The organism is Streptomyces saintjeani (assembly GCF_055409605.1).
Window position 1 is genome coordinate 3880263 of sequence record NZ_CP189624.1, and the last position, 26235, is coordinate 3906497.

General features: G+C 70.2%; 27 protein-coding genes. 6 read left to right on the forward strand and 21 right to left on the reverse strand.

The annotated features are described in order from the left end of the window. Window positions 1–100: 100 nt before the first annotated feature. From ACQCO7_RS17455 to ACQCO7_RS17475, 5 genes are all read right to left on the reverse strand, one after another. The gene (locus ACQCO7_RS17455; RefSeq protein ID WP_464072712.1) at window positions 101–397 is read right to left on the reverse strand and encodes a hypothetical protein; all 297 of its coding nucleotides are present in this window, start codon (window positions 395–397) and stop codon (window positions 101–103) included. After that, the gene (locus ACQCO7_RS17460) at window positions 394–678 is read right to left on the reverse strand and encodes a hypothetical protein (protein ID WP_464072713.1); all 285 of its coding nucleotides are present in this window, start codon (window positions 676–678) and stop codon (window positions 394–396) included. Before ACQCO7_RS17460 ends, ACQCO7_RS17455 begins: the two co-directional genes overlap by 4 nt. 131 nt (window positions 679–809) lie before the next feature. Next, complete coding sequence (locus ACQCO7_RS17465; RefSeq protein WP_464072714.1) at window positions 810–986, reverse strand: DUF397 domain-containing protein; 177 nt, start codon at window positions 984–986, stop codon at window positions 810–812. 20 nt (window positions 987–1006) lie between these two features. Next, window positions 1007–1231, reverse strand: a complete 225-nt coding sequence (locus ACQCO7_RS17470) for a DUF397 domain-containing protein (RefSeq protein ID WP_464072715.1) — start codon at window positions 1229–1231, stop codon at window positions 1007–1009. Next, the gene (locus tag ACQCO7_RS17475) at window positions 1228–2094 is read right to left on the reverse strand and encodes a helix-turn-helix domain-containing protein (protein WP_464072716.1); all 867 of its coding nucleotides are present in this window, start codon (window positions 2092–2094) and stop codon (window positions 1228–1230) included. The genes ACQCO7_RS17470 and ACQCO7_RS17475 overlap by 4 nt, the downstream gene beginning before the upstream one ends. Window positions 2095–2255: 161 nt before the next feature. On the opposite strand from ACQCO7_RS17475, the gene ACQCO7_RS17480 reads away from it, so the two are divergent. Beyond that, window positions 2256–2789 carry an ATP-binding protein gene (locus ACQCO7_RS17480; RefSeq protein ID WP_464072717.1) on the forward strand — a complete coding sequence of 178 codons (534 nt, stop codon included), beginning with the start codon at window positions 2256–2258 and terminating at the stop codon, window positions 2787–2789. A 160-nt stretch (window positions 2790–2949) separates the two neighbouring features. Here ACQCO7_RS17480 and ACQCO7_RS17485 read toward each other — a convergent pair whose 3' ends face one another. The 15 genes from ACQCO7_RS17485 to ACQCO7_RS17555 form a co-directional block, all read right to left on the reverse strand. After that, on the reverse strand, window positions 2950–3624 hold the full coding sequence (locus tag ACQCO7_RS17485; RefSeq protein WP_464072718.1) for a helix-turn-helix transcriptional regulator: 675 nt from the start codon (window positions 3622–3624) through the stop codon (window positions 2950–2952). Window positions 3625–3872: 248 nt separating this feature from the next. Further along, window positions 3873–5801, reverse strand: a complete 1929-nt coding sequence (locus ACQCO7_RS17490) for an outer membrane protein assembly factor BamB family protein (RefSeq protein ID WP_464072719.1) — start codon at window positions 5799–5801, stop codon at window positions 3873–3875. Between the two features lie 123 nt (window positions 5802–5924). Next, window positions 5925–7670 carry an outer membrane protein assembly factor BamB family protein gene (locus tag ACQCO7_RS17495; RefSeq protein WP_464072720.1) on the reverse strand — a complete coding sequence of 582 codons (1746 nt, stop codon included), beginning with the start codon at window positions 7668–7670 and terminating at the stop codon, window positions 5925–5927. A 192-nt stretch (window positions 7671–7862) separates the two neighbouring features. Further along, window positions 7863–9668, reverse strand: a complete 1806-nt coding sequence (locus ACQCO7_RS17500) for an ABC-F family ATP-binding cassette domain-containing protein (RefSeq protein ID WP_464072721.1) — start codon at window positions 9666–9668, stop codon at window positions 7863–7865. A gap of 73 nt (window positions 9669–9741) precedes the next feature. Beyond that, window positions 9742–10110, reverse strand: a complete 369-nt coding sequence (locus ACQCO7_RS17505; RefSeq protein ID WP_464072722.1) for a hypothetical protein — start codon at window positions 10108–10110, stop codon at window positions 9742–9744. A gap of 74 nt (window positions 10111–10184) precedes the next feature. Next, window positions 10185–10619: a glycine-rich domain-containing protein gene (locus ACQCO7_RS17510; protein ID WP_464072723.1), complete on the reverse strand. Its 435-nt coding sequence runs from the start codon at window positions 10617–10619 to the stop codon at window positions 10185–10187. Between the two features lie 132 nt (window positions 10620–10751). After that, window positions 10752–11600: a helix-turn-helix domain-containing protein gene (locus tag ACQCO7_RS17515; protein ID WP_464072724.1), complete on the reverse strand. Its 849-nt coding sequence runs from the start codon at window positions 11598–11600 to the stop codon at window positions 10752–10754. Beyond that, on the reverse strand, window positions 11597–12337 hold the full coding sequence (locus ACQCO7_RS17520) for a DUF6879 family protein (RefSeq protein WP_464072725.1): 741 nt from the start codon (window positions 12335–12337) through the stop codon (window positions 11597–11599). Before ACQCO7_RS17520 ends, ACQCO7_RS17515 begins: the two co-directional genes overlap by 4 nt. A gap of 130 nt (window positions 12338–12467) precedes the next feature. Next, the gene (locus tag ACQCO7_RS17525) at window positions 12468–14354 is read right to left on the reverse strand and encodes a sensor histidine kinase (RefSeq protein ID WP_464072726.1); all 1887 of its coding nucleotides are present in this window, start codon (window positions 14352–14354) and stop codon (window positions 12468–12470) included. Between the two features lie 101 nt (window positions 14355–14455). Further along, window positions 14456–15238, reverse strand: a complete 783-nt coding sequence (locus tag ACQCO7_RS17530; protein WP_464072727.1) for an MHYT domain-containing protein — start codon at window positions 15236–15238, stop codon at window positions 14456–14458. Window positions 15239–15440: 202 nt separating this feature from the next. Beyond that, window positions 15441–16337, reverse strand: coding sequence for a 4-(cytidine 5'-diphospho)-2-C-methyl-D-erythritol kinase (locus ACQCO7_RS17535; protein ID WP_464072728.1), 897 nt, complete (start codon window positions 16335–16337; stop codon window positions 15441–15443). Window positions 16338–16413: 76 nt separating this feature from the next. Then, on the reverse strand, window positions 16414–17355 hold the full coding sequence (gene rsmA, locus ACQCO7_RS17540; RefSeq protein ID WP_464072729.1) for a 16S rRNA (adenine(1518)-N(6)/adenine(1519)-N(6))-dimethyltransferase RsmA: 942 nt from the start codon (window positions 17353–17355) through the stop codon (window positions 16414–16416). A gap of 224 nt (window positions 17356–17579) precedes the next feature. Beyond that, window positions 17580–18926 (reverse strand): ubiquitin-like domain-containing protein, encoded by a 1347-nt coding sequence (locus ACQCO7_RS17545; RefSeq protein ID WP_464072730.1) that lies wholly within the window; start codon window positions 18924–18926, stop codon window positions 17580–17582. A gap of 82 nt (window positions 18927–19008) precedes the next feature. Next, complete coding sequence (locus ACQCO7_RS17550; RefSeq protein ID WP_464072731.1) at window positions 19009–20016, reverse strand: carbon-nitrogen hydrolase family protein; 1008 nt, start codon at window positions 20014–20016, stop codon at window positions 19009–19011. 221 nt (window positions 20017–20237) lie between these two features. Further along, a complete protein-coding gene (locus ACQCO7_RS17555) occupies window positions 20238–21473 on the reverse strand; it encodes a helix-turn-helix domain-containing protein (protein WP_464072732.1) in 1236 nt (411 codons plus the stop codon). Between the two features lie 135 nt (window positions 21474–21608). Between ACQCO7_RS17555 and ACQCO7_RS17560 the strand changes: the two genes are divergently transcribed. From ACQCO7_RS17560 to ACQCO7_RS17580, 5 genes are all read left to right on the forward strand, one after another. After that, window positions 21609–22139, forward strand: a complete 531-nt coding sequence (locus ACQCO7_RS17560) for a DUF6415 family natural product biosynthesis protein (protein ID WP_464072733.1) — start codon at window positions 21609–21611, stop codon at window positions 22137–22139. Window positions 22140–22344: 205 nt separating this feature from the next. Continuing rightward, on the forward strand, window positions 22345–22746 hold the full coding sequence (locus tag ACQCO7_RS17565) for a hypothetical protein (protein WP_464072734.1): 402 nt from the start codon (window positions 22345–22347) through the stop codon (window positions 22744–22746). Window positions 22747–23159: 413 nt separating this feature from the next. Continuing rightward, on the forward strand, window positions 23160–23351 hold the full coding sequence (locus tag ACQCO7_RS17570; RefSeq protein WP_464072735.1) for a hypothetical protein: 192 nt from the start codon (window positions 23160–23162) through the stop codon (window positions 23349–23351). A 411-nt stretch (window positions 23352–23762) separates the two neighbouring features. After that, on the forward strand, window positions 23763–24155 hold the full coding sequence (locus ACQCO7_RS17575) for a UTRA domain-containing protein (RefSeq protein ID WP_464077224.1): 393 nt from the start codon (window positions 23763–23765) through the stop codon (window positions 24153–24155). 5 nt (window positions 24156–24160) lie between these two features. Next, window positions 24161–24925 (forward strand): GntR family transcriptional regulator, encoded by a 765-nt coding sequence (locus tag ACQCO7_RS17580; RefSeq protein WP_464072736.1) that lies wholly within the window; start codon window positions 24161–24163, stop codon window positions 24923–24925. 356 nt (window positions 24926–25281) lie between these two features. Here ACQCO7_RS17580 and ACQCO7_RS17585 read toward each other — a convergent pair whose 3' ends face one another. Then, the gene (locus ACQCO7_RS17585) at window positions 25282–26163 is read right to left on the reverse strand and encodes a TatD family hydrolase (RefSeq protein ID WP_464072737.1); all 882 of its coding nucleotides are present in this window, start codon (window positions 26161–26163) and stop codon (window positions 25282–25284) included. Window positions 26164–26235: the final 72 nt, after the last annotated feature.

Below are 26235 nucleotides of genomic sequence, written 5' to 3' on the forward strand. Positions count from 1 at the left end.
GAGGGTGCCTGCTCCTCGGGGGCGGGCACCCTGAACAACCTGTACGAACTCGGCCTCCAGTGCCGGCGTGCCGAGAACGTCTACGTGGGTGCTTCCTCGGTTACGAGAACAGCGCCGGGGTCACCAGAGCGATGCGGACGATGCCGGGCTCAGGTGGCGGGGCGTCGTAGACGTAGGTGACGGTCAGGGGCGGGCGGGAGTCCGTGCCCTCGATCCTGGTCGTGTAGAGCTTCATCCCGCCGATGGCACTGTGGGCTCGGCGGCCGAGCGCCGGAGTCTTCTCCAACTCCGCCCGCAGTGCCTCGACGGCTTCGAGCGATCCCGACCCGATGGCCTCGCAGCGGGAACGCGCCTCATGCGTGATCTCGGCGATGGTCGGCTGCGGTGCGTCGGTCACTCCGCCGTCCTCCGAGCCGCCTGGATCTCCGCGACCGCCGCGCTGACGGCCGCGTCGAACGCCGGGTCCTGCCGGGCAGCGATCCGCCCTCGGAACTCTTCCACCAGACGGACGATGCCAGTGAGGTCCGCCGGGTCGGCGTGGTTGATCTCGCGAGCCAGCTCGGCCTCGAAGTCGTCGGCGTCGCCGGGAAAGCCGTAGCCCATAGTCAGTGCGGCCCGGAGTTCGCCGATGGTGCGCAGGGGAGGGATCGGTGGCTCGCCGATGGGGTGTGCGGTCATGGCAGCGGGCCTTCCTTCCGTCCGTTCAGGAACGGACCCTGTCCTTCCCTGGATGGAACGCAACGCTACCGCGCCACGGGGTCACATCCCCGTCCGAGTGCGGGGTCCGTGGAAGCACGGACCCCGTCGGGTCACAGGTCACGTCGGCCTTGAGTCAGGTCTTTGAGCAAGGCGGCGAAGGAGGCGGCGGGGACGGTGAGGGTGCCGAGGTCGGGGGCCTTGGAGTCGCGGAGGGCTACTTTGCCTTGGTGGAGGGCGAGTTCGAGGCAGTTGTCGCTGCCGTCGCTGTAGCTGCTCTTGATCCACATGGGCGTTCCTCGGGGTGGGGTTAGGGCAGGAGGAGGTTGCGCTGGCCCTGGGCGACGCCGCCGGTGAAGGCGCGGTAGTCGTCTTCGGAGATGATGAGGACCTTGGCGTCGGAGTCGCCGACGTCGTTCGAATCGCGGAGGGCTACCACGCCCTCGATGAAGGCGACCTCAAGGCAGTTGTTGCTGCCGTCACTCAGGTTGCTCTTGACCCAGGTGGCGTCGGTGAGGTCGATCTTCTTGTTCATGTGTAGCGGTCCTTGATCAGATCGTGGATATGTCGCTGTGAGGCTTCCGTGCTGAGCGCCTCGCCTCGGAGATAGCTAAACGCCATCTCGTAGGGCCCAACATCGCTATCTTCCTCCAAGTACAGCGATGTTGTCAGCGAGTAGACCGCGATCACGGGTGCGCCGACAGAGAAGTGCAGCAGATGGAACTGCCCGTCGATGCCCGCATGAGCTCCATAGGCGAAAGCCAGTATCTGGAGCGCCACGTGCTCGTGTTCCTCGGTCACTTGGAGCAGGTGTTCAAGTTGAGCCTTCATCACCTGCCGCCCGCCGACCTCCCGGTGGAGCGCACACTCGTCGAGGACGGACCACAGGTGGAGCGGGTTATCCCGCGCCAGCGCTTCCTGCCTGGCCATGCGCAGTTCGACGAAGTTGTTGAGTTCCCGGGTGCTGCGCCACTGGCGTCCGCGCTCCACGATCGCGCGGGCGTAGTCGGGCGTCTGAAGCAGACCGGGGACCATCCACGTGAACGTCTCGCTCTTGGACGCCAATTCTTCCAGGTGGAGGTACTCGGCGAAGGGGTCCGGCACGGACTGGGGGTACTGCTCAAGGAGGGTGACGCGCTTGCCCGAGTTCGCCAGTGACGCCAGCTTGCGGATCTTCTCGATCCGACCCTTGTCCTTGAGGCCATACACCTCGAAGAACCCCGCGAGCGCAATGCCGGGGACCCGTTGCTTGCCGTTCTCGATTTTGCTCAGCGCCGGCCCGCCGTAGAGGCACAGGCGTTCGGCGGCCTCGGACAGGCTCATGCCCGTCGCCTTGCGCAGTGCGCGGAGTTCGATCCCCAAACGCCTTCTGTGCAGGTTGGGTTGGGCGTCGGTCATGGTTACACCTCCTGGCGCGGAGAGTACTGCCGAGCGGAACTATTGGCGTCCGGTTTCCTGAAAGGCACTCTTTCAGGTGACGGAGCTTGCGGGCAACCTTGCCCAGGAGGACTCTTACCTTCAGGCGACCGCCAACTTCCAACCCCGCCCCAGGAGTTGATGTGCTGATCAGCCACGGCGACGACGACCACCCCGCCCTAGTCCTCACGGACACCCCCAACGGCCCCGCCTCCCGCATGGCAGCCCGCCTCGGCCTCACCCTCGTAGACCCCACCCCCCACCTCCCCCCAACCACCACCCTCACCCTCCCCGGCACGGACCTCACCTCCGCCCGCAAGGCCCGCCACCACATCCGCACAACAGCCGAAACCCACCACCTCCCCCCACCCCGCGCCTACGACCTGGAGATCGTCACCGGCGAACTGGTCGCGAACGCCCTGGAGCACACCAAGAGCACGACGATCACCCTGACTTGCACCTTCACCCCCACCACAGCCGTCCTCACGGTCACGGACGAGGGCACCGGCCACCCCTTCCTCACCTGCCCCACCCTCACCCCGGACGAGGAACACGGCAGGGGCCTCCTGATCACGGACGCGATCGCAACCCGCTGGGGCACATGCAGGACCCGCAGGGGCCTGATGGTGTGGGCGGAGGTACAACTACAAGCAGAACGCCCGGAGTTGACACAGTGAACCCCCAACGGCGGGAGAGCCGCGCACGGCGGGGAGCGGGGTGCCGGGGGTGCGGCGCAGCCCGTCGCTTACGAAGACACCACCCCACGGCTCGGTCTACCCCACCGGCCAACACCACCCGCGACGGGCTCGCCGCACCCCCGGCACCCCCGACCCACCCTCAACCCCCCTGCGCCCCCGCCCGATCCAACAACCCCGTCCGAGCAGCCAACGCAGCGGCCTCCAGCCGCGACCCCACCCCCAGCTTCATCAGAACCCGCTGGACATGGGTACGTGCCGTGGACGGCGCAATCCCCATCCCCGCAGCGATCAGCCGCGTATCCTCCCCGTCCGCCACCCGCACGAGAACCTCCACCTCACGCGGCGTCAGAAGATGCAGCAACCGCTGCCCCTCGTCATCCGGCTGAGCAGCCGGATTGAGCAGCTCACTGAACGCGTTCTGCAACAGCTGCGGAGCCACCGCAGCCTCCCCCGCACGCGCCTTCATGATGGCGCGTTCCACACCCTCGATCCGCTCGTCGTGACGGACGTACCCGGACGCCCCCGCAGCGAACGCCGCAGCGATCCCGCGAGGGCTGGGAACGGGCCCCAGAACCAGCACGGCAACCTGAGGCCGCTCACGCTTGATGCGGACGACCGGGTCGAACGTACCCGGCTCCGCGGGCGAAGCCGTACCCAGCAGGCACACCTCCGGCGACCGCGTGATCACCAGCTCCGCCGCGCCCGCGGCCGGTGCCGCCGCGGCGAGGACCCGGTGGCCCCGCAGTTTCAGCGCCGAGGCCAGTGCCTCGGCGAGCAGGCGGTGGTCATCGACCACCATCAGCCGCACTCCCATCGAGCAACCCCCCAGTCCCCCCATGGATGCCCAACCCGGACAGTTTCACGCGAGGACTCCCCCCGGGGCCCCCGCCTTGCATGACCCCGGAAGCTACACGCTTGTTCGACGCCGCGCTCCCCCTACACGTGAGAAGTGCCCCGGATCGCCGAAAATCCTCTTATCCACGAGGGGGGAAGGGTACGGCAACGGCCCCGCTCCCGTCGCACGCAGGCGTACGAAGAGTGCGGGGCCGTGGCGGAAAACGGTCAGGAACCGGTTCCGTACGCGATCACCAGTTGCTCGTCCTTGTCGCTTCCGCTCACATACGTCTGCGACAGGAACAGCCGCCCCCGGTCGAACAGGATCTCCGAGAACCCCGGCGACATGTCCGTCTCCGCGTCCACGCTCGCCTTGTCGTCCGGGTTCTTCAGCAGGACCGTCTGCTTGAACGTGGTCCCGTCGACGCTGAGGACCTGGCCGCCCTTGTCGTAAGGCCCGCTCTTGTAGACGATCAGGTTCTTGCCGTCCATGCGCAGCGGGTAGAGGTCGAAGTCCTCGCCGCCGTCCGCACGTTGACCGGTCTGCTTGCCGGTGAGGACGTCGAAGGCGACGATCTGCTTCGTACTGGAACCCGAGTTGTCCTCCGTCTGGATGTACAGCCGGTCGCCCCCGGCGATCACGCCCTTGCAGCCGTCGGCCTCGGAGATCTCGCACTCGGCGCCGTAGTCGGCACCGGGTACGGAGATCCGCGCGCGCAGCTGGCCCGTCGCGCCGTCGATCGAGAACAGGTCGGACAGGGAGCTGCCGTCGCCCGCGCTGTCGCCGACGTCCGCGCCGACGACCAGCGGGTCGGTGGAGACGACGCTCGCGTACTCGATGCCGGGGGCCAGCTTGTACTCGGAGAGGACCTTGCCGGAGACGGGGTCGAGGGTCTGGACGCTGAGGGTCGGGTTGTCGTAGTCACCGCACTTGCGGATGGCGACCAGTTTGGGGCCGCCGCCGTAGCCCCGGTCCGTGCAGGTGTCGGCGGTCTTCGGCTGCCACAGCGGCTTGCCGGTGGCGATGTCGAACGCGGCGCCGCCGCTGGTGCCGCTGGCGGCGACCGTGTTCGCGCTGACCGTGACGGCGTCGAAGCTGAGCGGGTAGTCGCCGGCCTGCGCGGTCTTCGTCCACAGCAGCTTGCCGTTGGCGAGGTCGAGGGCGCCGACCTGGTTGCAGGGCTGGTACTTGTCCTTCGTGGGGACGGCGGGTTTGAACAGGATCGCGGACTTGGTGCCGTCGCTGCTGAGCCAGTGCGCGGCGCCGCAGACCGGGCCGGGGAGCTTGACGGTCCAGAGCTTCGCCCCCTTGTCGAGGTCGTACCCGTTGACCTCGGAGATGCCCGACTTCGCGTACACCTTGTCGGTGACCCAGGAGCCGTCGGTGTCGGCGCTCTCGCCCTTGGCGACGGTCGGGAGGGGCAGCTGGAACAGCATCTTCCCCTGCGGATCGGCGGGCGCCTTCTCCGTGCCGCCGGCCCCGGTCCCGCTCACCGGGCTCGCGCTCGGCTTGTCGTCCTTCTTCGCCTCGTTCTGGGGGGACTTGGAGTCCGAGTACCAGACCCCGCCACCGATGATCAACGCGATGGCGACGAGCGCGGAGGCGACGATGAGGATCTGAGCCTTCAGCCCGTTGTCACCGCTGGGCTCGACGTGCATGGGGGTGGTGGGCGGCGAGGGGTACGCCGGGGCGGGCTGCCCCGGGTAGCCGTACCCCGCCGGGGCGGGGTATCCGTACGCGGGCTGGGGCGAGGGCTGCGGGTAGCCGTACCCGGGCGGCGCGGCCGGAGGCCCGGCGGGGGGCTGCGGCGAACCCGCCGGGGGTCCGACAGGAGGCTGCGACGGGGCCGCCGGAGGGCTCTGGTGCGCCGGGGGATTCTGAGGCGCGCCGTACGCGGGCGCCGGGGGATTCTGGGGCGCGCCGTACGCGGGCGCCTGCGCCGGAGCCCCTTGCGGCTGGCCGAAGGCCGGAGGCTGCTGCGGCGCCGGGGGGCTCTGGGGTGCGGAGGGGTTCTGGGGTGCGCCGGAGGCCGGTGCCTGCGGCCGGCCCGTCGGGGCGTTCGGCGGATATCCCGGCGGCGGCCCCTGGGGTGCGCCGAAGGCCGGCGGCTGGTTCGGCGGGTTGTCGGAGGCCGGGCCCTGCGGGGGCTGGGTCATGGTGTGGGTACCTCGGAAAAGACTCGGGTGGGGAGGGGACGTGGAGGGCGGGCCCGGTTCATACGCGCCACGGCTTCAGCCGCGCCGGGCGACTCGGAACGCCGGTCGGCTCGCTCGCGCCGCTCACTTGCCGTACGCCAGCATCAGCTTCTGGCGGGTGTCGTCGTTGCCGGTGATGCGGGTGCTGGAGAGGTAGAAGCGGCCGTCCAGCCAGGCCATGTCCCGTGACGTGAAGCCGTTCTCGATCTTCGCCGTGCTCGCCGGGAGCTGGAGGAGGGTCGAGGGGGTGTGGGCCGTGCCCGTCGTCGGGATCGCGACGACCCGGCCGGGGGTGTCGTACGACGGTTCCACGTACGCGACGAGGTTCGTGCCGTCCGTGCGGACGGGGAGCATCGGGCCCTCGCCGGGGGACTTGACCCGCCACTTCTCCTTGCCCGTCGCGAGGTCGACGGCGACGATCTCGTTGGGGTCGCTGCCGGAGTCCGTGGGGAGGTAGAGGGTGTTGGCGTCGGCGGCCGTACCGCCGCAGCCCGTGAGGTCGCGGTGGAACAGGTCCCAGCCGCAGTCCGTACCGACCTTCAGGTCGAAGCCGACCTGGGAGCGCACCCCGCCGTCCGCCTTGAACGCGGCGATGTTCATCAGGTTCTTGTCGTCCTGGGTGCTGTAGATCACCAACGGGTCGACGGAGAAGGCCCGTTCGACCTCCCAGCCCTTGTCCAGCGGCCGGGTCCACCTGACCGCGCCGGTCGCCGGGTTCAGCTCCTGGATCTCCGCGTGCTCGTTCTTGCCGAGCGCGTCGCAGGAGGCGACGGAGATGAGGCGGGTGGCGGACGCCGCGAACGCCGAGGGGAAGCACGCGTCGCCGTACTTCTCCTTCTCGTACAGCGCCTTGCCGGTCCGTACGTCGTACGCCGCGCCGGACTGGGAACGCGCGACCATCACCGTGTTCCCGGCGAGCGAGAGGCTGATGCTGGACGCGCTGTCGAAGAGCTTGCCGTCGGGGACCTTGACGGTCCACCCCTTGGCGCCGGTCCGCAGATCGATCTGCTGGAGCTGGTTGCACTGGGCCCGGCTGCTGACCCCGCTCATGTACGCGACGACGACCTTGCCGTCGGCGGTCTGCTGGCGGGTCGCCGCGCAGATCTTCTGCGGGAGGGTGACCGTCGGCCACGCGGGCTTGCCGTCGGCGACCTGGTACGCGACGAGTTCCTTGTACGCCGCCTTCACCGCGGTCGTCCCCGTGAACCACATGCCGGGCGCGTCCGCACCGTCGGCGGGGGTGTCCGGGGCCTCCTTGTACCAGAGCACCTTGGCCTCGCCGGCCTTGCGGGAGGCGTTGAAGTCGGTGGTCTCCGCCTTGCCGTCGCCTTCGCCGTCACCGGGGTTGACGGGGGCGTCGGAGGAGGAGGACGACGAGGGGGTGGGGCCGGTGCTCTCGTGGGCGACGGGCTTCTTGTCGTCGCCGCCGCCTCCGGTCACCGCGTACACGGTCCCGCCGACGACGAGGAGAGCGGCCACGGAGGCACCGACGATGAGTGCGGGCCTGCGCTTGGAGGCGGGCTGCGGGGGTGGATAGGGGGCGTAGCCCTGAGGGGGGTTGCCGTAGGGAGGTTGGGGGGTGTACGGGCCGACTTGGTAGGGGCCGGGCTGGGGGTACCCGTAGCCCTGCGGGGGTACGGGGGGCTGAGCCGGCTGCTGGGGAGCGCCGTAACCAGGGGGCTGCTCAGGCGCGCCGTACCCCGGCTGCGGCGGAGCACCGTACGGCCCTGGTACCCCGTACCCCCCACCCTGAGGCGTAGTACCCGGCGGTGGCCCGAAGCCGCCCCCCGGCGCGTTGCTGTGCCCGTCGTTCGGCGGCGGCTGAGCCATCGATCTGTTCCCCCATGAGTTCACTGCTTTCCGGCCACGCACCGGACGTGTCAGATGGCCCTTTCTATCACTGGCCCCCGACGGCGGAACGGGACAGATCCACCCCTGTATCCAAGGGTGGACGGCGCCGTGATGCCTCCGTTACGCGCCTTCACGCGCCCTTCACCGCATGCTCCGGCGCTCTGCGCGGCGTCACGCGTCCTCGGCGAGTTCCAGCCAGCGCATCTCCAGCTCCTCGCGCTCCGCGCCCAACGCCCGCAGCTCGGCGTCGAGTCCGGCGACCTTCGCGAAGTCGGTGGCGTTCTCGGCGATTTGAGCATGGAGCTTGGTCTCGGCCGCGGACACCTTGTCCAACTGGCGCTCGATCTTCTGGAGTTCCTTCTTCGCGGCACGCTGGTCGGCGGCGCTCTTCTCGGAGCCGGCCGGCTTCTGCGGCACCGGAACGGCGACGGCCGCCGCCTCCTCCATCCGCGCCCGGCGCTCCAGGTACTCGTCGATGCCGCGCGGCAGCATCCGCAGGCTGGCGTCCCCCAGCAGCGCGAACACGCGGTCGGTCGTGCGCTCGACGAAGAACCGGTCGTGGGAGATGACGACCATCGAGCCGGGCCACCCGTCGAGGAGGTCCTCCAGCTGCGTGAGCGTCTCGATGTCCAGGTCGTTGGTGGGCTCGTCGAGGAAGAGGACGTTGGGCTCGTCCATGAGGAGCCGCAGGATCTGGAGCCGGCGCCGCTCACCGCCGGAGAGGTCGCCGACGGGCGTCCACTGCTTCTCCTTGTTGAAGCCGAACGTCTCGCAGAGCTGCCCGGCGGTCATCTCGCGGCCCTTGCCGAGGTCGACGCGCTCGCGGACCTGCTGGACGGCCTCCACCACCCGTAGCGTGGGCGGGAGTTCGGTCACGTCCTGGGACAGGTACGCGAGCTTGACCGTCTTGCCGACGACGACCCGCCCGGCGGCGGGCTGGTCCTCCCCGCCCGTGCGCCACGCCTCCGCGAGCGCCCGCAGCAGCGACGTCTTCCCCGCGCCGTTCACCCCGACGAGGCCGATCCGGTCGCCGGGTCCGAGCTGCCACGTGATGTGCTTCATCAGCGTCTTGGGCCCGGCCTGGACGGTCACGTCCTCCAGGTCGAACACCGTCTTCCCGAGCCGCGACGACGCGAACTTCATCAGCTCGCTGGAGTCGCGCGGCGGCGGCACGTCCTCGATCAGCGCGTTCGCGGCCTCGATCCGGAACCGCGGCTTGGACGTACGCGCCGGCGCCCCCCGCCGCAGCCACGCCAGCTCCTTGCGGACCAGGTTCTGCCGCTTGACCTCCTCGGTCGCGGCGATCCGCTCCCGCTCGGCGCGCGCGAAGACGTAGTCCGAGTAGCCGCCCTCGTACTCGTGCACCGCGCCGCGCTGGACGTCCCACATCCGCGTGCACACCTGGTCGAGGAACCACCGGTCGTGCGTGACGCACACGAGCGCGGACCTACGACTCTGCAAGTGCCGCGCGAGCCACGAGATCCCCTCCACGTCGAGGTGGTTGGTCGGCTCGTCCAGCACGATCAGGTCCTGGTCCTCGATGAGCAGCTTCGCGAGCGCGATCCGCCGCCGCTCCCCACCGGACAGCGGCCCGATGACGGTGTCCAGCCCCTGCGGGAACCCGGGCAGGTCCAGCCCCCCGAACAGCCCGGTCAGTACGTCCCTGACCTTCGCGTTCCCGGCCCACTCGTGGTCGGCCATGTCCCGGATGACCTCGTGCCGCACGGTGGCGGAAGGGTCGAGCGAGTCGTGCTGGGTCAGCACCCCCAGCCGCAGCCCCCCGGAGTGGGTGACCCGCCCGGTGTCGGCCTCCTCCACCTTGGCCAGCATCCGGATCAGCGTGGTCTTCCCGTCCCCGTTCCGCCCCACGACCCCGATCCGGTCCCCCTCGGACACCCCCAGCGAGATCCCGTCCAGAAGCGCACGCGTCCCGTACACCTTGCTGGCGTTCTCGACATTGACGAGGTTGACGGCCATATTTCTCCTGCCCAGGGGGTTTGCAGCTTCCCAGGGTAGTGCGCGCGGGTCGGTCACCCTTTCGGGACCGCCTTCACGCAGGGGACAGCGTCATCCGGCCGGTCATCAGGACCTCGTGGTTCGCGAACAGCGCCCCGAGGTCGTACCGCCGCCCGATGACGGCGACCCATGCCGTGCACGGCTGCTCCCCCGACGGCACGACCCGAGCCCGGTACGCCTGCGTCAGGATCCAACGCGCCTGATCCTGAAGGGAGTTACGCCCCCCGAGCTGCTCGGCCAGCTTCCACAGCTCCTCGCCCTCGCTCAGCTCGTCATGGAGGACGGCGACCAGCCCGACGTCCCCCAGCCCCCGGGTGTCGGAGGAGTGGGTGGCGTAGGCGACGGAGAGGGTGTCCAGGGGGAAGACGGTCACGCGGCTGGTGGCGGTGAGGTGGGTGGGCACGGTGGGGTGTCCGTTCGGGCAGGGGTGGGAGCGGCCCGGCGGGGGTGGCCGGGCCGCTGGGGTGGGGGCGGGGGTCAGCAGCAGGGGCCGTCGCCGCAGCAGGCGGGCGGGTTGCAGTTCGCGGCGGTGCCCCAGAGGCGGTCGTCGACGGTGAACCCGGCGGTGCGCAGGCGGGTGGTGACGTCGTTCATGAGGCCGCGGGTGCGGGTCTTGCTGTTGGGCTGGTGGTGGAGGAAGTAGCCGAAGGTCCGCTCGCACCAGGCGGCGTACCAGGTGGTGTGCAGGACGAGGGTGTGCCAGCCGGGGTCGACCTGCTGCGAGGGGGCCATCTCGGCGCCGGCGCGGGTGGTGCCCATGACGTGGACGAGGGCGAGGGCCTGGTCGACGACCCGCTCCGCGAGGGGCCGGTCGAGGGTGTACTCGTCGGCGCAGAACGCGGCGAGCATCTCGAACTCGGCGGAGGTGACGAGGGAACGGCCGGTGCGGGAATCGAGCGCGGTGGTGGTCATACGGCGCCTCTCACGGTCGGGGCGAAGGCTTTGGGCTTCGGCCACGAACGGGACGTTAGGCGGCTGGGTTGCTTCTCGGCTTGCAGATTGCGCGTGATTGCTCGATCGGTGAGAGGGGTTGTTGCTGATTGCTCAGAGGGGGTCCAGTGATGCCCTCGCACGGCCGATGAGTCGGCGAGCGGCCGTCCCGTACACCGCGGATTCGGCTAGCCAGTCCCAATCTCGCTCGTACAACTGGATGTCCTCGTCCCCTTTGAGCCACAGCTCTTCGCTGATGGTTTCGACAACGACCAGGCGACGGTCATGAATCCAGTACCCATGAGAGGGCAACTGGCGCATCTGCACACCGAAGGGGAGGATGCCGAGTTCGACGCGGCGCTGTCCGACGAGGTTGTAGAGCCGGTCGAGTTGCTCGGCCATGACGTCCGCAGGGCAGTGGCGGTAGTAGAGGGCGGCTTCGCAGAGGAGGAAGCGGAAGGTTTTTCCCGGGTCGTACAGCGTCTCCTGGCGCCGCATCCGGGCTTCGACCGCACCTTCGGTGGTCGGGGGGATACCCCGAAACTCCGCCAAGGTGTCGAACATCCAGCGGGCGTACTCCGGTGTCTGGAACAGGCCCGGGACGCAGGTCACTTCGAGGCCGCGGATCATCTTCGTCGTCTCGGACTGGCGCACCGCGACTTCCTGACGGCCCCGGTGGCCGCCGGCCAACTGGCGTCGCCAGGAGCGGTGTCGCTGCTTCGACTCCAACCCTGCGAGCAGCCCCTGGAGTTCGGCGTCCACGTCCGGCCGACCACAGGCATGGGCCCACGCGGTCAGGTCCTCTGGGGACGGCGTCTGCTTGCCGTTCTGCAACCGGGAAACCTTGGAGGGCTGGCACCCGAGCCGGGCTGCCAGCCCTTTGCCGTCGAGACCGGCCTCGATGCGCAGCTCGCGCAGCCGCGCACCGAGGGATTCTCTGGCGGTCTGGTAATCCGTACTCACATGGCCGAACGTACCTGCCTGGCGAACTCTTCGGTACGGATGGCGTGGTGCCAGGCAGCATCCCTGGCCTGGCAGGCGACGAGGACTTCGGCCGGGTCCTCACTGACGTACACGCCGAGGGTGACGTCTTCGTCGTCGATCACGAAGCGGACGACGGTCTTGGAGTCGAAGAGCCAGAAGTCGTACTCGGGGAGCCTCAGTTGCCGGGCCTCGGCTCGGGTGAGGTTGCGGATGTCCTCGCCGGAGGCGATGTTTCCGGGTGCGCTGGCGAGGAGGAACTCCTGTCCCTGGGTGAGCGGTTCGTCGACGAGGCGGACCCGTTCGAAACGCTTGCCCTGTGCCGTCTGAGCACGGACGTTCGCACGCCAGGGATTGTCCGGTTCCTCCGTGATGTCCTCACCGGCGAGGAACGGGCCCCACTTGGGGCTCTTGCGGTCGGACGCGTACCCTCGCTGGGTTTCCAGGCGCCAGGCGGTGTGCTCGAAGTCGCGGAACATGTCGGAGATGGCCGCGAACGGCTGGAGTTCGGGGGCCTCGTGCCGAGGCGCGTACTGGGACAGCAGCGTACGCGGGACGCGGACGAACGACTCGGACTCCTTGACGTCCTTGAGCTGCGCCAAGTGCCCTGGGTCGGTCTCCCTCTCCCCCTGTACGAGGATGTCGTCCGTGCCCTCGATCTCGTACAGGGTGGGGCAGTCGCCATCCTTGCTGGTCGTCCCGATGAACCTCAGCGTCATGCTGTCCTCCTGTCGAAGTCTGCCGGAGATCAGAATGCGCCCTGAAAGCGAGGCCGCGACGGGGAATTGCGGCAGATTGCGCGCGCACTGAGCGAAACGCCGAATTGCGCGCAATCCCCCGCGCTCCCCCTCACCCCAACAACCCCACAGCCGGCGCCAACCCCCGCTCCCCCACCGGCATATCGTCCCGGATCAGGTGTTCCGGAATGAACACCCCGGCGATCACCCCACCGCTCTCGGACCCCCGGACCTCCACCCCCAGCCCCTGCCGCTCGCGCAGCCGGTTCACCACGAACAACCCGATCTGCTTGGCGTCGAGAAGGTCGACCTTGTCGGACTGGATCTTGCGGTTCGCCTCGGTCAGTGCGTCCTCGTTCATGCCGAACCCGCTGTCCTCGATCTCGATGAGGACACCTTCCCGCAGGCGGGCCGCGCGGAGGTGGACCTGGGTCGAGGGCGGGGAGAAGGACGTGGCGTTCTCCACCAGTTCCGCCAGCAGGTGCACCACGTCCGCCACCGAGCCGCCCGCGAGGGACACGCGAGGGGTCGCCCAGATCTGGACCCGGTCCGCGTTCTCGATCTCCGAGACGGCCGCGCGCAGGACGTCCGTCAGGGGGATGGGGTCGCGCCAGCCCCGGCCGGGGGCGATGCCGGAGAGGATCAGGAGGCTCTCCGAGTGGCGGCGCATCCGGGTCGCGAGGTAGTCGACGCGGTACAGGTCGTGCAGGTCGGCCGGATGCTGCTCGCGGTGTTGCATCGCCGCGAGAAGGTCGAGCTGGCGGTGGAGGAGAACCTGGCTGCGGCGGGCGAGGCTGACGTAGACGCCGGAGATGCCGCTCAGCAGCTCGGCGCGCTCGGAGGCGGCTTTCAGGGCGGCGCGCTGTACGGCCGTCAACGCCGTACCGACCTGGGCGAGTTCGTCCCCGACGAGGCGCCGCAGGGGAGCCTCCGCGTCGATGTCCACCCCTTGCCCGGCGTGCAGGCGCCGCATCGCCTGCGGCAACCGCCGCCCGGCGACCTCAAGGGCCGAGTTGCGCAGGTCCAGCAGCTCGACGATCAGCCCCCGCCCGACCAGCACGGACACGAGCAGCGACAGCAGCACACCGACGAGCCCGAGCACCACGGCCACCCCGGACGCCCCGAGCGTGTCCCACCCGAAGGGGTTCGCCTTGGCGGTCGCGGCGATCCCGGCGTCCGCCTCGGCGTCGGCCAGCCCGTTGAGCACCTGCCCGACCGCCGTGTCCCACCCGCCGAGCGAGGCGACGGCACCGGTCCCGCGCACCTGGTCCTCGACGGCGCGCACGGCCGCGTACCGGTCCCCGTCGAGCACCCGCCGGTACTCCGCCCGGTGCCCGGCCTTCAGATCGGCGACGGCCGGTTCGAGCAGCTCCCGCTGGTTCGCGACGGCGCCGACGAACGGGACGTACTCGGCGCGCGTCAACTCCCCGTCCGCCAGCAGCGCCTGCTCCTGCGCGACGGCCTCCCGGGCCCGCCCCAGCTCCAGCAGCACCCGCGCGTCGGAGGCGTCGGCGCTGTGTACGGCGCCGGCGAGCGCGCTGGTGACGGCGAACCCGTGCCGGACGATCGCCGAGTAGCCGTCGAACGTGGGACGCGTACGCAGGGCGGTGAGCGCCCCGGTGTCCCCCTTGAGCGCGCCGAGCCGCGCGGGCAGCGCCGCGTCGAGGAGCCCGGCGTCGGAGCCGGCGGAGTCGACGCCCTTCAGGACGACGGCGGCGGCCCTGTCGGTGGCCGTCTGCGCCTTCTTGTAACCGTCGGGGTCCCCGCGCAGCGCGGCCGTCCGCTCGCCCTGTACGGCGGTGACGAACTCCCCGACGGGTGCGAGGAGTTCGGCGTTGACGTCCTTGCCGCGTTCGGCGTCGCCGATGCTGGAGGCGGTCGTCACGGCGGCGAAGCCCCACAGGGCCATCAGGGAGACGACGGGCAGCATCAGGAGGGCGACGATCTTCGCGCGGACGGATCTGGGCCGCAGGCGGTCGGTCGCTCGGGGGATACGCATGGAGACCTCTCAGGGAAACTCAGGAAGAGGGGTGCGGCGCCGACCCCCGATACGGCACCGCACCCGGTCCACAAAGGCTCATCGAGCCATGTCGGCAACGCTCACGCCGTGATCAGCTCGACCTCGCGCAACAGCTCCGCCGCCACTGCCGAATCGTTTCGCCCGGCCCCGGTCGGCGACAGCGCGACGTACGCGGACGCCAGGAACAGGAACGACCCCAGCACCACGGCCAGCGGGAAGATGAACTGCGTCGCCGTCACCCCCGCCAGCGCCGCACTGCTCGGCGCCAGCGAGATATCGACCGCGAACATCGCCGTGTAGTGCATGGAACTCACCGCGAGCCCCATCACCAGCGCGGCGAGAGCCGCCAGCACCGGCCCCCGCACGACCAGCGTCAGCGTCAGCGCCGCCGTGGCCGCGACGACCGCGATCGCGACGGACGCTATGACCAGCGCCGGGTTGTAGCTCACCTCGCCGTGCAGGTTCAGCGCGGCCATGCCGGTGTAGTGCATCGCCGCGACCCCGAGCCCCGTACCGAGCCCGCCCAGCGCCACCGACGTGACGCGGGAGCGCCCGTACCCGGCGGTGAAGACGCCCGCCGCGACCACGCCCACCGACATCAGCAGGCTGAGCACGGTCAGCGGCACGTCGTACCGGATCGGTGTCCCGTCGACCGCGAAGCCCAGCATCGCGACGAAGTGCATCGTCCAGATCCCCGAGCCGATCGCGACGGACGCGAGGACGAGCCAGTTGCGCTTCGACGCGCCCTCGGACTCCAGCGCGCGGACCGTGCAGCGCAGTCCGAGCGCCGAGCCGACGCAGGCCATCACATACGACAGGACGGGTGTGACCCATCCCGCGCTGAAGTGGTCCATGTGCCCCATCGGGACTTCCTCTCGGCCGGGGTGGCCGATCCTGCCATCCGGTTCCGGCCGGTCAGACTGGCGCGAAATGGACCATGAACCGCATTGCTGAACATTAAATTACTGTGGCGTGGATAACATTCGGGAAGATGTTTACGCTGCTCAGCGCCTTACGTGCGAGATCCACCCGAGCCCTTCACAAGCCCTTGGCTAACAGGTCAGTTCACGCCACGACGGTCGCGCCGGGCGCGGGTGCGACGGCCGTCCGCACGCTGCGGCACGTCCCCGACGCCGCGAGCCGTTCCGCGATACGTGCCGCCGCCGCCTCGTCCCGGGCGAGGTACGCGGTCGTCGGGCCCGACCCCGAGACGAGCGCCGCGAGCGCGCCCGCCGCACGGCCCGCGTCCAGCGTCGCGCTCAGCTCCGGGAAGAGGGAGAGGGCGGCGGGCTGGAGGTCGTTCGAGAGGGTCGCCGCGAGACCGTCGACATCCCCCTTCGCGAGAGCTTCGAGCAGGGGTTGGGACGCGACGGGCTCGGGTACGACGACGTCCGCCGTCAGCCGGTCGAACTCCCTGTACACCGCCGGGGTCGACAGCCCCCGTACGGCCGTGGCGAACACCCAGTGGAAAACGCCGCCGACCTCCAGCGGGGTCAGCTGCTCCCCCCGCCCGACGCCGAGCGCCGCACCACCGACGAGACTGAAGGGGACGTCGCTCCCCAACTCGGCGCAGATATCGAGCAGTTCCTCGCGAGACGCCCCGGTCCCCCACAGCGCGTCGCACGCCACCAGCGCACCGGCGCCGTCCGCACTCCCCCCGGCCATCCCGCCGGCCACCGGGATGTCCTTCGCGATGTGGATGTGTACGTCGGGACCGCGCCCGTACCGCTCCCCCAGCGCGATCGCCGCCCTGGCTGCCAGGTTCGTCCGGTCCAGGGGGACCTGACCGGCGTCGGGGCCCTCGCAGGTGACGCGGAGTTCGTCGGCGGGGGTGACGGTGACCTCGTCGTAGAGACCGACGGCGAGGAAGACGTTGGCGAGGTCGTGAAAGCCGTCGGGACGGGGCGAGGCGACGGCGAGCTGGACGTTCACCTTGGCGGGGACGCGGACGGTGACGCTCACGCGGGCTCCTTGGGTCGGCGGGGTAGGGATGTTGCTCGCGGGGTTCTTCACGGCCTCGCGCCCTCGGTCAGGACGCCTACGGCGTTCCGGTCGCGCTCCCGGCGTCGCCGGAAGGCGTGTCCTCGGCGGTGTTCCCGGCAGCGCCCTCCGCGTCACCGACCCCCTTGTTCTCCGCGATCCTCGCGAACTCCTCCACCGTCAGCGACTCTCCCCGCGCCTGCGGCGAGACTCCCGCCGCCACGATCGCCGTCTCCGCCGCAGCCGCCGACCCCGCCCACCCCGCGAGCGCCGCCCGCAGGGTCTTGCGGCGCTGGGCGAACGCCGCGTCCACCACCGCGAAGACCTCCTGCCGCGACGCCGTGGTCCTGACCGGGTCGGCGCGGCGGACCAAGGACACCAGCCCGCTGTCCACGTTCGGCGCCGGCCAGAACACGTTGCGGCCGATCGCGCCGGCCCGCTTGACCTCGGCGTACCAGTTCGCCTTGACGGAGGGAACGCCGTACACCTTCGAACCCGGCGCGGCGGCGAGCCGGTCGGCGACCTCCGACTGGACCATCACGAGCGTGCGCTCGATGGTCGGGAACATCTCCAGCATGTGCAGCAGGACCGGTACGGCGACGTTGTACGGGAGGTTCGCGACCAGCGCGGTCGGGGCGGGGCCCGGCAGCTCGGTCACCTTCATCGCGTCGGAGTGCACCAGCGCGAACCGCTCCGCGCGGGCCGGCATCCGCGCGGCGATCGTCGCGGGCAGCGCGCTCGCGAGGACGTCGTCGATCTCCACGACGGTCACCCGGTCGGCGGCCTCAAGGAGCGCGAGCGTCAGCGACCCGAGCCCCGGTCCCACCTCCACGACCACATCGTCCGCCCGGACATCTGCGGTCCGGACGATCCGGCGGACGGTGTTCGCGTCGATGACGAAGTTCTGGCCACGCTGCTTGGTGGGCCGCACGCCGAGAACGGCGGCGAGCTCACGGATGTCGGCGGGTCCGAGAAGGGCATCGGGGGTGGGGCTGGTCACGGGACAAGGTTACGGGGGGTCGGGAGGGCGCGTGTGCAGGTGTGTGGGGGGGGCGGGGCAGTCGCTCGCCCGGCGGACGGTGGACGGCGGCCCCGGGCAGGGCAGCGGCCTGGGCCCGAGCGGGGCGGCGGCGCGGCCGGTCACCCGACGGGCGGCGCGGCGTGAGCCCGGTGGAGTGGCGGCGCGAAGCGGGCGCGGCGAGAGCACGCCCGAGGGCAGCCCCCTCACCCCTGCAACCGCGCCCCGCAGTGCGGCCAGGGGCTCGCCCCCCGGCGGACGTACAACTTCTTCGCCCGGTACGTCTGTTCCGACGCCGACGCGTCCTGGGGGCGTCCGCTGCCGCCGAGGCTCTGCCAGGTGTGGGTGTCGAACTGGTAGAGGCCGCCGTACGTCCCCGACGGGTCGACCGCGTTCGGGCGGCCACCCGACTCGCACGCCGCCAGGCCGCCCCAGTTCAGGCCGTCCGCGCCCGCCACCGACGTCGGCAGGGGCTTCGTACCCACCCGGACGAGCTGGTCGCGGGGTTCGCGTACGACCTCCACCCGGAGCCTCTTCGGCTTCTGGCGGACCCCGTTCACCGTCCTGAGCGTGTACGTCACCCTCCGCAGCCCCGGCACGCCCTGCTGTTCCACCACCTCCGTCCCCTTGAACAGCGAGGGGTCCTCGGTGTGGCGGACCTCGAAGTCGACCGGCTCCTCGCGGACCTCGCGGGTGCCGGTGATGCGCAGGACGGTGACGGTCTGGCCGTCGCGGGGGAAGCTGCCGGGCGGTACGGAGGTCGTGTCCTGCCCGGAGAGGGTGATCCCGGCGGCCTCGACGGCCTCGCGGACGGTCCCGGCGTTCGTCCGGATCGTGCGGGCCCGCCCGTCGGCCATGACAGTGACGGACCGCTCCGTACGGACGTCCAGCACGAGCCCGGCGCGGCCGATCCGCTGGGAGCGGGACGTGGAGACGTACGCGCCCTCGGCCCGGACGCCGAGCTGCCTGAGCGCGCCGGCGACGGTGCGGGCGGTCGTCCACACTTCGCGCCGGGTGCCGTCGAGGGTGAGGCGTACGGGGCGGCCGTAGTGGACGGTGACCTCGTCGCCGCTGGCGAGTTCCTCGCCGGGGGCCGGGACGACGAGGTCGTGCTCGCCGAGGTGGACCCCCTCCTCGGCGAGCAGTTCGGTGACGTCGTCGGCGAAGGTGTGCAGCGTCCGGGGCGCGCCGTCGACGGTCAGCTCGACGGCCTTGTCCTGGGCGACGAACGCGCTGGTGCCGCCGGCGAGGAACGCGACGACGAGGGCCTGCGGGAGGAGCCTGCGCACGCCCGACTCGCCGGCCCCCTTGGTCCTCCGCCGCTTGGCGGCCCGACGCCGGGCGCCGCCCTGGCGGGGGACGAGGGGCTGGGGGGCCGCCGGGTGCAGGGCCTCCGGGTGCGGGGCCGCCGGTTGCAGGGCCTCCGCCTGGGGAGCCGCCGAAAAAGGCCGCTCACCCGGATATTCCCCCTCCACGACAGGCGGCTCGTACTGCGGTGCGTACGTGTACTGCGAACTGCTCACGCCGACACGCTCCAGAAGACGGGGGTCCATCGGGCCCACAGAACCTAGCGGGTCCTACGTGACTCTCCAAAGCGACTCGGCTACTCAGGGTGGCGTTCGAATGGGCCGTGCGCTAGAAAGCCGCCGTCCGGTCCGCGCTGCGCGGATCGCTCACCTGATGCTCCGCGTAGATGCACGACCGCGCCTCGCGACGCCACGGACGCCCGTAGGTCACCGCCCCGGCGGCGGCCTCGGAGCTGTCGTCGAGGTCCGCGACGGCCACCGACGGCGAACCGTCCACGCGGCACCGGGCGAGCCAGTCGCCGTCGGGCGCGACGATCCCGGACGGCGCCCTGTACCGCGCGGGCACGGCGAAGCTGACCCAGTAGCTGTTGGCCGTGGCGTAGCCCTGGGCCTGGGCGGCGGTGTTCCCCGGCGTGCCGCTCGTGGAGAACAGGACGCAGTCGACGTCCAGTTCCTCGTACTCCGCGAACAGCTCCGGGTAGTGGATCTCCATGCCGAGCAGGCAGCCGAAGCGGACACCGTCGACCTCGAAGGTCACCGGGGAGACGCCCGGCGCGTACATGTACGAGACCTTCGTCCTCGACAACAAACGCTCGTCGTACCGCGTGACGACCTCGCCGGCGTCGGAGACGACGTACAGGCTGTTGTGCGGACGGTTCGGGCCGGTCAGGCGGTGCACCGACGGGATCACGGTCCACAGCCGCAGCTCACGGGCCAGCTCGGCGATGGCGGCCAACTCGGCCTGGAGCACGGTCCATTGACACCGCTCCCAGTCCGCCGGCCCGACCGTGTCCGGACCATCGACGGACAGGGCGAACTTGCTGGGAAAGCAGATCGCCCCCTCCGGGAAGTGCACGACCCGGGCTCCCCCGGCCCCGGCCTCGCGCATCAGCTCCCGGACCTCACGCCCGCTCTCACGCAGCGCCTCGGCGTCCCGGGGGTCTTCCCGCACGGGGGTCTGCGCCACGGCGAGCCGCACGCTTTGGGGATTCCCCGCTTCCGACATGACGTCTCCTGATGGAGTCGGACGGAAGTGCCGCAGAGCGGACGTGTAGGACTCACCGGTCTTCGCGGCGCGGGCACGCACCTGGCGCTTGAAGTTCCTGTGGGCTGTCATCGCGGCCTTCCACGCCCTGAGCGACAGCTCCCCAGCAACCTCGCACAAGACGATCGGGCTGCGACAACGACCTGAGACGCTGGTCCCTTTGCCTCCGATGGAAGACCGCGCTGGGGACGGTCACGGGAGGTTCGGCGTAGGCCACGCGGTCGACCATGATGCCGCCGCCCGGGGCCTCCGTCAACGTCCTTGCCGATCGGCGCCAGTTCTTCGCGCCCTCGTCAGTCGTACTCACGCAGAACAGCGACCAGTTGACGCCCCTCGGCTGCCTTGCGGCGCAGCAGTACCGCAGCGGTGGTGTGGAGTTCGTTCCACGAGTGGGGGCGTCCGAGGGCCGACGCGTCGGGGACGGATGCCGTGGCAACGGCCAAGGACTGGGGCGCCTCTCCGGCTGCGGCGAGGGCGTGAGCGAGGCACGTCCGGTACCAGGTTCTGTCGCGCCGGTAGGTGTCGGGCAGGGCAGCGAGGCCGACGGTGAGGCGGTCGACGGCTGTGCGCCAGTCCCGTACGTGCATGGCGGCCATGCCGCGTTGCAGGGTGAACCAGGTCTCGCCGTAGAAGTACATCCACGGCGGCTCGTCCTCCGGGCGTTCGGCGGCCCGGCCGATCAGGGCTTGCGCGTTGTCCAGGAGCCGCATGGCGTCGTCCGCGTCGCCGTTGAGGGCGTGGCCACGGGCGGCCATCTGTGCGGCCATGCCCCGTACGCCGAGGGATGCGCCGGAGACCGACCACTGTGCGGCTTCGGCGAGCCGTACGCACCGCGTTCCCCGTCCGCCGGACCACGCCATGTGGGCCTTCATGCTCAGCGTTGTCGCGGCCATGTCGGCGTCCCCGGCCTCCAACGCCCATTCATGGCTGCGGTCGTACCAGGCCAGCGCGGCGGCCGACCGGCCCTGGTCCTGTGCCATCCAGGCCAGGAACTGGGCGTGTTCGGCGGCGAGCCGGACCACGCGGTCGGCCAGGGGGCCGCGCGCTCCCGTATAGAGACCGACGACCGTACGAAGCTGCTGGCGCATCACGCCGGCCAGCGGGCGGGAGCCGATCTCGTCCTCGGCCCGGCGGTGCTCGGCCAGCAGCCGGTCGAGCCAGTCGAGGGTGGGCGCGTCCACTCGGTGTCCGTCGTCGACGACGCGGGTGACGCGGGTGAGCAAGTCCGCGTCGGGTGCCATGTCGTCCAGCACCAGTGCAGGAACCGGTGCTGCTGATGGGGACGCCGTGCTCGCGGGTGTCCCCAGGCCCGCGACAATGCGCTGCCGTACCTCGGTCGAGGTGACATGACGTCGCCCTCGCTCGATGTCCGACACATCGGGCTGGGCGAGACCGACCCGTTCCCCCAACTTCGTCTGGCTCAGGCCGGTGAGCTTGCGGTAGATGCGGAAGACCGCGCCCCAGTCCTCCTCGGCGGCTGCGGCGATAAGTGCCGGGTGAGACCACAGGTCGGGTTGGGAGTTCCCCATAACTCCCAATATAGGACGGGGCTATAGGGCCGTGGGATGGGATTGTGCGGTGGCGGGCGCGAAGGTCTTGGTCCGAAGACCCCGGCGGCCTTGCAGGGCCCCGGGGCGTGGCCAACGCTGCTGAGGAGCGTCAACATGCCCGACAGTACAACCCCGTTCGGGGAGACACGGCGTCCTCCCGAACCCCGGATGACGATGCATGTGTTCACCGTCGACCGGTACGGCCGGGTCACCCGCGACCACGGCATCCGTACGGTGTCCGTCGGGCCGAACCCGGTGCGGGAAACGCTGCCACTGCGGTTCCCCGGGTGCGCATGTCCGTTTCACCACCTGGAACCCCAGGCCGACGACCACCAGGCACCGACGGTCAACGCGGCACGCGCCGAGGCCGGTTGGTTCCTCGCCCAGGAAACACCGCCCCGCCACCGGACGGTGGCCGGGTTCGGCCGGGACTTCGCCTCCGCTCTGGCGCGGTTGATCCCTCAGGTCGAGCGGGCCGCAGGGGAACATGAACTGGCGAGAGCCGCTCAGGACGCTGTCGGTGAAGCCCGTTTCCTCCTCGGCCTCGCCGGACGCCACGACGTGGGACATGTCCGGGAGTTGGCTCGGTGTCTGGTGGCTCTGGGAGAGCGCTACGACATGCTCGCGACGAGGACGCTGACATGAACAGGCACGTCCTGGCCATCGCCTACCTCACCGTGCTCGCGACCTTGATCGTGGCCTTGATCTGGGGAATCTCCTCTGCCGGAGGCGCTGCTGAGGTTTCTTCCACGCCGGGGCCCGAACGCTCGGCGGGTTGGCCGTCACCGGCATGTCGCACGTCCGCCACTCCTAAACTGGCTCGTCCCCACCCGACCGGAAGAAGGAACCTATGCGACCCGCGCGCTTCCAGGACTGGCTGATCGACGTCGTCAAGAACACGCCGGGAGCCGGCCGCGTCCAGTCCCTCGCCGACAGCGGTGACAGCAAGCATCCCTTCGGTATCGCGCTGACGCGGGACGGCAAGGAAGAGCGCTGGCAGATCACCGGCCAACTGGCCGACGGCGAGAAGCACGACCACGAGGAACGCTCGGTCGAGGACACCCCGTTCACCGCGCCGTTTCCGGAGGCCGACGCGGCGGCGGACGTCTGGCTCGTCGGCGCGATCGGAGCGTCCGAGTCCCCGGAGATCGCCCGTGTCGAGCGCTGGCAGGACCGTCCCGAAGGGGCGTCGCAGTTCGGCTTCACGGTGTTCTTCCATGCGGGCTCACGCGCCTTCGTCCGCCCTCTGTAGACCCTCCGCGACGCGCTGAACCATGGCACGTCGGGGAGTGCACAGCACCATCCGTCCGCTCGATACAAGGAGTTCGACATGGAATCTGTGCCCTGCACCCGCCCAGGTGCGCGTTTCGACCCCGGCCTCATGGAAGGCAACTGCCCGGTCTGCGGAGCCGGGGTGGGTGCTGAGAAGGGCCAGCCGGTAGCCATGCACCAGAGGGCCGGCACCCGGGAGACGTGCCCCGGTTCAGGCTCCCCCGCACTGTGACGTTCTGACACAGGCCCGCTCCTCCGTCTCACCGGGGCAGAGGAGCGGGCCCTGTCTGTTCAGCGGCTGCCAGCACTTCGCCGCCAAGATTCGCGAGAACTCACCGCAGGTTCTGACCGGCTCCGCCTGCTCAGGGCAGACGGAACCTGCTTCACACCTACGTGCCCAGCCACATCCTGGCCCGCCAGTCGTCGACCGGCATCGCCGTCCCCGCCGCTGGCGAGTTCCTCGCCGGGGGTGGCCATGACGACGGCGTGCAGGATGTGCGTGGCGGAGTGGGAGCGCGTCAGACCGGCTCGGCGCCCGGCGTCCACGGCGGCTTCGCCGGCCGCGAGCGCCGCTCCTGCGCTTGAGCCCTGGCGGGCCGGTGCACCAACACCGGACACCTCGCCGGGGTTCTTTCTCGTGCCGTCCGCACTCGCCTCTACAGGCTTCCCCTCGGGCCTATGAACAGCGCGAACACAGTCCTCTGTGCCGCTTCCGCTGGTGCGGCACAACACGAGGATCGTATCGCTATACGCGAAAGGTGGCAAGGTTATCGTCGCGATCGTATCGCTTATCGTGTAAAGCGGTGAGGTCGTCCACCACATCGATGGGAAGGGAGTGCGGACGTGAGCAGCAGTGATTGGGTCAGCAGCTCAGTGCCGTACGTGGCACCCCGGGAGAACGGGCAGGGCGATGCGTGGCAGGAGGAAGCCGCAGCCAGGGGAGGCGTGGGCAGTCAGCGGGTCGTTCGGGCAGGGGAGGTTCCCGCACCCCCGGGTGTGGCGGCACTACTCATGGTCGACGAGGGTGCCACCGTGGTGGTGCGCCAACGCATCATCTACCTCGATGACCATCCCGTTGAGCTGACCGACACCTACTACCCGACGGAAGTCGCGCGCGGCACCCGTCTGGAAGGAACCCGGAAGATCCGGGGCGGCGCGGTCACCCTCCTTGCCGAACTGGGCTACTCCGCGCACCGCGTCCGGGAGGAAGTCTCCGCACGTATGCCCACCGATGCCGAGCGACAAGTACTCGACCTCAGCGACGTCGAACCCGTCCTCTGCATGACCCGGCTGACGATGGACTCCGACGGCCGGCGCTTCCAGGTCGACGAATCCGTTTACCCGGCGACCGGCCAACGACTCTGCTACGAACTCGAACCGAGGATCTGACTGACGTGCCCAAGGCGGAACTGGACGCTCACGACCGACGCCCGCTTCACGAACGCATCGCGGCCGATCTCCGCGACGAAATCATGTCGGGAGACCTTCAGCCCGGCGCCAACCTCCCCTCGACCCAGCAGCTCAGGGACCGGTTCGAGGTGGCCAACGCGACTGTTCAGAAGGCTCTCCAGGTACTGAAAGACGAACGTCTTGCCGTCGGCCGCCCCGGTTCGGCGGTGACGGTCCGGCCGCACCAACAGGAGACCATCCGGCCTGCGGACACTGGTCAACCGGCGCCGCCCGGTGAGCAGTACTCATGGCTCACAGCGGCAACCAGCAAGGGCAGACGCGGAAGCATCGAACTGTTGGAGGTTGCAGAGGTGCGTCCGCCAGTGGACGTTGCGGCAGCACTGAGGCTCGACAAGAACGGCATGGCCGTGCTGCGGCGCCAAGTCCTCTCGTACGACGGATCGCCGGTCGAGTTGGTGAAGTCCTACTACCCGGTTGAACTGGCTCGCGGCACAGCCATGGCCGAACGCCGGAAGATCCGGGGCGGCACCCCCACACTGCTCGCAGAGATGGGGTACCCGCCGCGCCGCACCGTGGACCGGGTCTCCGCACGCGTCCCCACCCAGGAACAGTTCGAAGCCCTGCGACTCCCGAGTGACCTTCCTGTCCTCCGTACCTTCCGGGTGGTCTACAGCGACGACGAACGCCCGATCGAGGTCACGGTCATGGCCAAGGCAGGGCATCTCTACGAATTGCAGTACGAGTTCTGACCGTGTCGGCAGTGCTTCTGTCGCAGATCGGTGCCGCCGCACTCCCGACGGCGGACCCCCACCTGTAAGGCCGCTGATTCCGCTACCTTGCAGGTCAGGGGGCGGAGTGGGAGGCGTTACGGCAGGTGTCAGGCCCGCCGTAACGGCCGCTGTCAAGGTGTAACACCTCGTCTGCCCAGGGATTCGGGTGTCAGACGCCCATCCAGCGGCATCGCCGTCCCCGTATAGATCGGCCAGAAGTAGATGAAGTTCCACGCGATGAGCAGCACGAGGACCCCCGCCCCGTCCCGCCGATGACCCGGCACGGTCCACCACAGCGGCGGCGGTCGTGCCAGTTCTTCGCGTCCATCGGTTCCTCAGTACCCGAACGCCCTGCCCGTGTTCCCCCCCAGCGCCTCCGCGAGCGTGTCCTCGTCGACCCCCCTGACCTCCGCCATCGCCCGCACCGTGACCGGGATCAGGTACGGCGCGTTGGGGCGGCCCCTGTAGGGCGCCGGGGTCAGGAAGGGGGCGTCCGTCTCGACGAGGAGGAGTTCGAGCGGGGACACCGACACCGCGTCCCGCAGGGGCTGGGCGTTCTTGAACGTGACGTTGCCCGCGAAGGACATGAAGTAGCCGGCTCGGGCGCAGATCCGGGCCATCTCCGCGTCGCCGGAGTAGCAGTGGAAGACCGTGCGGTCGGGGGCGCCCTCTTCCTTCAGGACGCGCAGGACGTCGTCGTGGGCGTCCCGGTCGTGGATCACCAGGGTTTTCCCGTGCCGCTTGGCGATCTCGATGTGCGCGCGGAAGGACGCTTCCTGGGACTCCTTGCCCTCGGGGCCCGTACGGAAGTAGTCGAGCCCCGTCTCACCGACGCCCTTGACGTGGAGGAGCGCGGCGAGGCGGTCGATCTCGGCGAGGGCCTCGTCCAGAGCCGCCCGGCCGCCCGGCCGACGCGCGCCCTGGCGGGACCAGCCATCGGGGTCGCCGTGCACGATGCGGGGCGCTTCGTTGGGGTGCAGGGCGACGGCCGCGTGGACGGCGTCGTACGCCTGGGCCGTCTCGGCCGCCCACCGCGAGCCGCGTACGTCGCACCCGACCTGCACGACCGTCGTCACCCCGACGGCCGCCGCCTTGGCCAACGCCTCCTCCACCGTCCCCGACTGCATGTCGAGGTGCGTGTGGGAGTCGGCGACCGGGACGCGGAGGGGTTCCGGGAGGGGCGGGGCGGCGTTCTTGTCGGAGGCGTTCGCAGGCATGTCCTGATCCTACGGAAGCGGGTGCCGCCGTATCGCGGCGATTTCCGCAGCGGCCCGGCGCCGGCGAGCCCC

Excerpts from the sequence above, each read along its gene's own strand:
- ACQCO7_RS17460 (WP_464072713.1), bottom strand. The coding sequence starts at position 678 with ATGACCGCACACCCCATCGGCGAGCCACCGATCCCTCCCCTGCGCACC.
- ACQCO7_RS17545 (WP_464072730.1), bottom strand. The coding sequence starts at position 18,926 with ATGGACCCCCGTCTTCTGGAGCGTGTCGGCGTGAGCAGTTCGCAGTAC.
- ACQCO7_RS17585 (WP_464072737.1), bottom strand. The coding sequence starts at position 26,163 with ATGCCTGCGAACGCCTCCGACAAGAACGCCGCCCCGCCCCTCCCGGAA.
- ACQCO7_RS17490 (WP_464072719.1), bottom strand. The coding sequence starts at position 5,801 with ATGACCCAGCCCCCGCAGGGCCCGGCCTCCGACAACCCGCCGAACCAG.
- ACQCO7_RS17485 (WP_464072718.1), bottom strand. The coding sequence starts at position 3,624 with ATGGGAGTGCGGCTGATGGTGGTCGATGACCACCGCCTGCTCGCCGAG.
- ACQCO7_RS17470 (WP_464072715.1), bottom strand. The coding sequence starts at position 1,231 with ATGAACAAGAAGATCGACCTCACCGACGCCACCTGGGTCAAGAGCAAC.
- ACQCO7_RS17475 (WP_464072716.1), bottom strand. The coding sequence starts at position 2,094 with ATGACCGACGCCCAACCCAACCTGCACAGAAGGCGTTTGGGGATCGAA.
- ACQCO7_RS17550 (WP_464072731.1), bottom strand. The coding sequence starts at position 20,016 with ATGACAGCCCACAGGAACTTCAAGCGCCAGGTGCGTGCCCGCGCCGCG.
- ACQCO7_RS17525 (WP_464072726.1), bottom strand. The coding sequence starts at position 14,354 with ATGCGTATCCCCCGAGCGACCGACCGCCTGCGGCCCAGATCCGTCCGC.
- ACQCO7_RS17495 (WP_464072720.1), bottom strand. The coding sequence starts at position 7,670 with ATGGCTCAGCCGCCGCCGAACGACGGGCACAGCAACGCGCCGGGGGGC.
- ACQCO7_RS17555 (WP_464072732.1), bottom strand. The coding sequence starts at position 21,473 with ATGGGGAACTCCCAACCCGACCTGTGGTCTCACCCGGCACTTATCGCC.
- ACQCO7_RS17510 (WP_464072723.1), bottom strand. The coding sequence starts at position 10,619 with ATGACCACCACCGCGCTCGATTCCCGCACCGGCCGTTCCCTCGTCACC.
- ACQCO7_RS17500 (WP_464072721.1), bottom strand. The coding sequence starts at position 9,668 with ATGGCCGTCAACCTCGTCAATGTCGAGAACGCCAGCAAGGTGTACGGG.
- ACQCO7_RS17520 (WP_464072725.1), bottom strand. The coding sequence starts at position 12,337 with ATGACGCTGAGGTTCATCGGGACGACCAGCAAGGATGGCGACTGCCCC.
- ACQCO7_RS17565 (WP_464072734.1), top strand. The coding sequence starts at position 22,345 with ATGCGACCCGCGCGCTTCCAGGACTGGCTGATCGACGTCGTCAAGAAC.
- ACQCO7_RS17465 (WP_464072714.1), bottom strand. The coding sequence starts at position 986 with ATGTGGATCAAGAGCAGCTACAGCGACGGCAGCGACAACTGCCTCGAA.
- ACQCO7_RS17560 (WP_464072733.1), top strand. The coding sequence starts at position 21,609 with ATGCCCGACAGTACAACCCCGTTCGGGGAGACACGGCGTCCTCCCGAA.
- ACQCO7_RS17530 (WP_464072727.1), bottom strand. The coding sequence starts at position 15,238 with ATGGGGCACATGGACCACTTCAGCGCGGGATGGGTCACACCCGTCCTG.